The sequence below is a fragment of the Streptomyces soli genome (assembly GCF_003999195.1).
Taxonomy (GTDB): Bacteria; Actinomycetota; Actinomycetes; order Streptomycetales; family Streptomycetaceae; genus Actinacidiphila; species Actinacidiphila soli.
Genome location: NZ_RJVR01000034.1, coordinates 1 through 3871, shown reverse-complemented (window position 1 = coordinate 3871; position 3871 = coordinate 1). Strand labels below are relative to the sequence as shown.

The following is a 3871-nucleotide window of genomic DNA, read 5'->3' as shown; positions in this document are numbered from 1 at the left end:
GTGGCCTTGCGATACGACGCCTCGTCAGCCAACTGGCCCTGAGTGTAACTCGGGCCGATGACCGAACCGTTGGTGGCGGAATTCTCCGCCTGCACCTCAACGTACGGCAGGCTCGCGCCGCTGCCGCCAGTGGCAGCAGTCGCCGCCCACGCCGGTTGGACAGCCAGAGCGAAGACGCCGACGGCAGCCAACATCGCGGTGCTGACTGCCCAGACGAGGGCTCGCCTCAGATCTCGGATGGAATGGAACACTTATTGCTCCTTTCGGCACGAAATGCCGGACTTGCGCCGTGGGCACCGCCAGAGGGGGAGGGACGGGGAAGAAGCGAGTACGCAAAAAATTGACGCAGTACAGCGCACAGCAAGACACCTCGCCGGCCCTGTGAACGGTGGTCGGCGAAGCGGCTCGAGGGCTGCCGTGGACGGGTGGGAGACGGGTGACGGCGCAAGGGGGACCGTAATCTCCTAGACATCGGTGCGCAATAACTAGACAGAACTTTGCAGAATCAAAATTTTTGCCTGCAAGCTCCAAACAAGATCCAATGCGTCACCGCGAGGCAGCATCCACAACCTTGCTTCCCATGGGGATGGGGACGCCACTTGTCACAAACCGTGAGCCCCGTAAGGCCCGGACAGGAGGAGTCTCCGCTCGATGTCCGCCGGTACACCGACGAGTTCAGCGCTATCCGGCGAGGAAGCCCAGGCCTTCGGGCCCGGGAAAAATCGCTCCTGAACCACGGCGACGCGCAGCGTCGCCGTTTCCCTGCGGGAGGCCGGAAACCACAGCTCCGGGCGGCGATTGCGGCTCCTTGCAGGGCCGGCACCATGTCAACTGCCGCCCTTACCGGGCCGGTTGTAAGTCGAGAGGGATAGGTTCGTCGCGTGGAGATCGTCGTGCAGGTGAAGTTGCTGCCGACCGCAGAGCAGGCGGGTCGCGCTGCGCTCAACCCTGCACGCCTGCAATAACGCGGCGAACTGGGTGTAGCAGGTTGCGTTTGCGCGTGGCGTGCCGCGCGAGTACGAGCTTCGGAAGCACACGTACGCCGAGGTCAGGGCCCCCTGCGGGAGTACCGCAAGGGCGAGTCGGACCTGGTCGGATTCCTGGGTATGGATCTGGGGATCGTGAACATCGCGACGACGTCGGACGGGGACATCCTCGCAGGCCGCTCCTTCAGAACCGGGTCAAGTTGACAACGAGGCGGTTGAACCGGCGCGCTCCTTGGGTCGCTCGATCACCAATGCGGGCCGCGAGCCGGGGCCCTGACACGAGGACGTTGCGCAACGGAGGAGGCACTGACCAGGCCCCACATTCGACCGCCGCAGACGGGCACGGGACGAGCTCCACCAGTCGGAGGCCAAGCGCGCGGTGAGTGCGTACCGATGATCAACGGTGGCCGTACCCCGTGTGCGTACGCCATGCCCGGCCGGCAAGATCGGCGTCTACGGCTGGGGTACTAGGCTGGCCGTCATGAGCGCACACTTTGACGTGGTGGTCCTGGGCGCCGGCCCAGGGGGATATGTCGCGGCGATCAGGGCCGCTCAGCTCGGCCTCAGCACGGCGATCGTCGAGGAGAAGTACTGGGGCGGGGTGTGCCTCAACGTGGGGTGCATCCCGTCGAAGGCGCTGCTGCGCAACGCGGAGCTGGCCCACATCTTCACCCAGGAGGCCAAGACCTTCGGCATCCGGGTGAACGGCGAGGTGAGCTTCGACTACGGCGAGGCATTCACCCGCAGCCGCAAGGTGGCGGACGGGCGCGTCAAGGGCGTCCACTACCTGATGAAGAAGAACAAGATCACCCAGTACACCGGCCACGGCACCTTCAGCGACGACCACACCCTCCAGGTCGCCCTCGGCGAAGGCGGCACGGAAACCGTCACCTTCGGCCACTGCATCATCGCCGCCGGCGCCACCACGAAGCTGCTGCCCGGCACCTCGCTCAGCGAGCGCGTGGTGACGTACGAGGAGCAGATCCTGTCCGACACGCTCCCGGAGAGCATCATCATCGCGGGCGCGGGCGCCATCGGCGTCGAGTTCGCCTACGTACTGCACAACTACGGCGTCCACGTCACCCTCGTCGAATTCCTCGACCGCATCGTCCCGCTGGAGGACGAGGAGGTCTCCGCGGAGCTGACCCGCCGTTACAAGCGGCTCGGCGTCGATGTGCTGACCTCCACCCGGGTCGAGGCGATCAACGACTCGGGCGATTCGGTCAAGGTCATGGTGACCATGGGTGGCCAGCGGCAGACGCTGCAGGCCGGCAAAGTGCTGCAGGCGATCGGCTTCCAGCCGCGCGTGCAGGGCTACGGTCTGGAGAACACCGGTGTGAAGCTCACCGACCGAGGGGCGATCGACATCGATGGGCGCTGCCGCACGAGCGTCCCGCACATCTACGCCATCGGCGATGTGACGGCGAAGCTGATGCTCGCCCACGCGGCCGAGTCGATGGGCATCGTGGCGGCCGAGACGATCGCCGACGCGGAGACCATGGAGCTCGACTACGTCATGATCCCGCGGGCGACCTACTGCCAGCCGCAGATCGCCAGCTTCGGCTGGACCGAGGCGCAGGCCCGCGAGAAGGGCTTCGACGTCCGGGTGGCGAAGTTCCCGTTCACCGCCAACGGTAAGTCGCACGGTCTGGGCGATACCGCGGGCTTTGTCAAGATCCTCAGCGACGCCCGGTACGGCGAGCTCCTCGGCGCCCACCTGATCGGCCCCGAGGTCACCGAGCTCCTCCCGGAGCTGACCCTTGCCCAGCAGTGGGACCTGAGCGTCCACGAGGTCGCGCGCAATGTGCACGGCCACCCGACGCTCGGCGAGGCGGTCAAGGAGGCCATCCACGGGCTGGCCGGTCACATGATCAACATGTGACCCGGGACAATCGTCACCATGACCGACGGTATGCACGACGCCGAGAGCCGCCTGGCCAGGATCGAGCGGATGCTGGAGAACGGCGGGCGCGATGTGGCACCCGCGTGGCGCCGGGCGACGCGCGGTGAGTCGCGCTGGGCGGTGACCGCCGTGATCCTGGTGGCGGTCGCCCTCCAGTTGATGCTGCCGCACCGGCTCACCCTCCAGCCGTACTGGGCGCTGCCGGTCCTGGAGCTGGTGCTGCTGGCCGGCCTGATCGCCGCCAATCCCCGGCGGGTCGAGCCCCGGTCCCGGTGGCTGCGGTGGCTGGGCCTGGCTCTGATCGGCGTGATCAGCCTGGCCAACGGCTGGGCGGCGGTCCGGCTGGTGGTGGGCCTGGTCAACGGCACCGAGGGGACGGACGCCGGGCCTCTGCTGCTGACCGGCGGCGGCATCTGGCTGACGAACGTCATCGTGTTCGCCCTGTGGTACTGGGAGTGGGACCGCGGCGGACCGATGGCACGGGCCCGCGGTCACCACCAGTTCCCCGACTTCCTCTTCGTACAGATGCAGAGCCCGGAGACCGCGCCGCCGGACTGGGAGCCGGCGTTCCTGGATTACCTGTACCTGTCGTTCACCAACTCCACCGCCTTCAGCCCGACCGACGTGATGCCGCTGTCGCGCTGGGCCAAGATGCTGATGATGCTGCAGTCCTCGGTCTCCCTGGTGACCGTGGTCCTGGTGGTCGCCCGGGCCGTCAACATCCTGAATTGACTTCCTCCCGCGCCTAACGGCGGGGGTTTCCAGCGGTCGCCCGCTGGGCTTCCTGCTTCACCGACGACTGCCCCGTCCGGGAGGACTCCCGTTGAGGTCTTACACCGTCTCCACAGGCCGAGACGGCCAGCCCGGCCGCCTTGATGTTGCGCGCCGCGTTCACGTCGCGGTCATGGGTGATGCCGCAGTCGCACGTCCACTCACGGACGTTCAGCGGCAGCTTCTCGCGGATCGTCCCGCACGCCCCGCA

General features: G+C 67.1%; 3 protein-coding genes and 1 pseudogene. 2 read left to right on the top strand and 2 right to left on the bottom strand.

Annotated features, from left to right (window positions below):
* Positions 1-251 (bottom strand): annotated as a pseudogene (locus EFK10_RS01855) (hypothetical protein); the annotation flags it as partial.
* 1216 nt (positions 252-1467) lie between these two features.
* On the opposite strand from EFK10_RS01855, the gene lpdA reads away from it, so the two are divergent.
* Both lpdA and EFK10_RS01840 read left to right on the top strand, forming a co-directional pair.
* Entirely contained in the window at positions 1468-2868 is a 1401-nt protein-coding gene (gene lpdA / locus EFK10_RS01845) for a dihydrolipoyl dehydrogenase (RefSeq protein WP_127354033.1), read from the top strand.
* 18 nt (positions 2869-2886) lie between these two features.
* On the top strand, positions 2887-3621 hold the full coding sequence (locus EFK10_RS01840; protein WP_127354032.1) for a DUF1345 domain-containing protein: 735 nt from the start codon (positions 2887-2889) through the stop codon (positions 3619-3621).
* Between the two features lie 13 nt (positions 3622-3634).
* Here the strand turns inward: EFK10_RS01840 and EFK10_RS01835 are convergent.
* A partial coding sequence (locus EFK10_RS01835; protein ID WP_164835771.1) for a zinc ribbon domain-containing protein occupies positions 3635-3871 on the bottom strand: 237 nt, incomplete at its 5' end.

What these genes read in the sequence shown, in the direction of transcription:
- EFK10_RS01840 (WP_127354032.1), top strand. Translation starts at nt 2,887, where the DNA reads ATGACCGACGGTATGCACGACGCCGAGAGCCGCCTGGCCAGGATCGAG.
- lpdA (WP_127354033.1), top strand. Translation starts at nt 1,468, where the DNA reads ATGAGCGCACACTTTGACGTGGTGGTCCTGGGCGCCGGCCCAGGGGGA.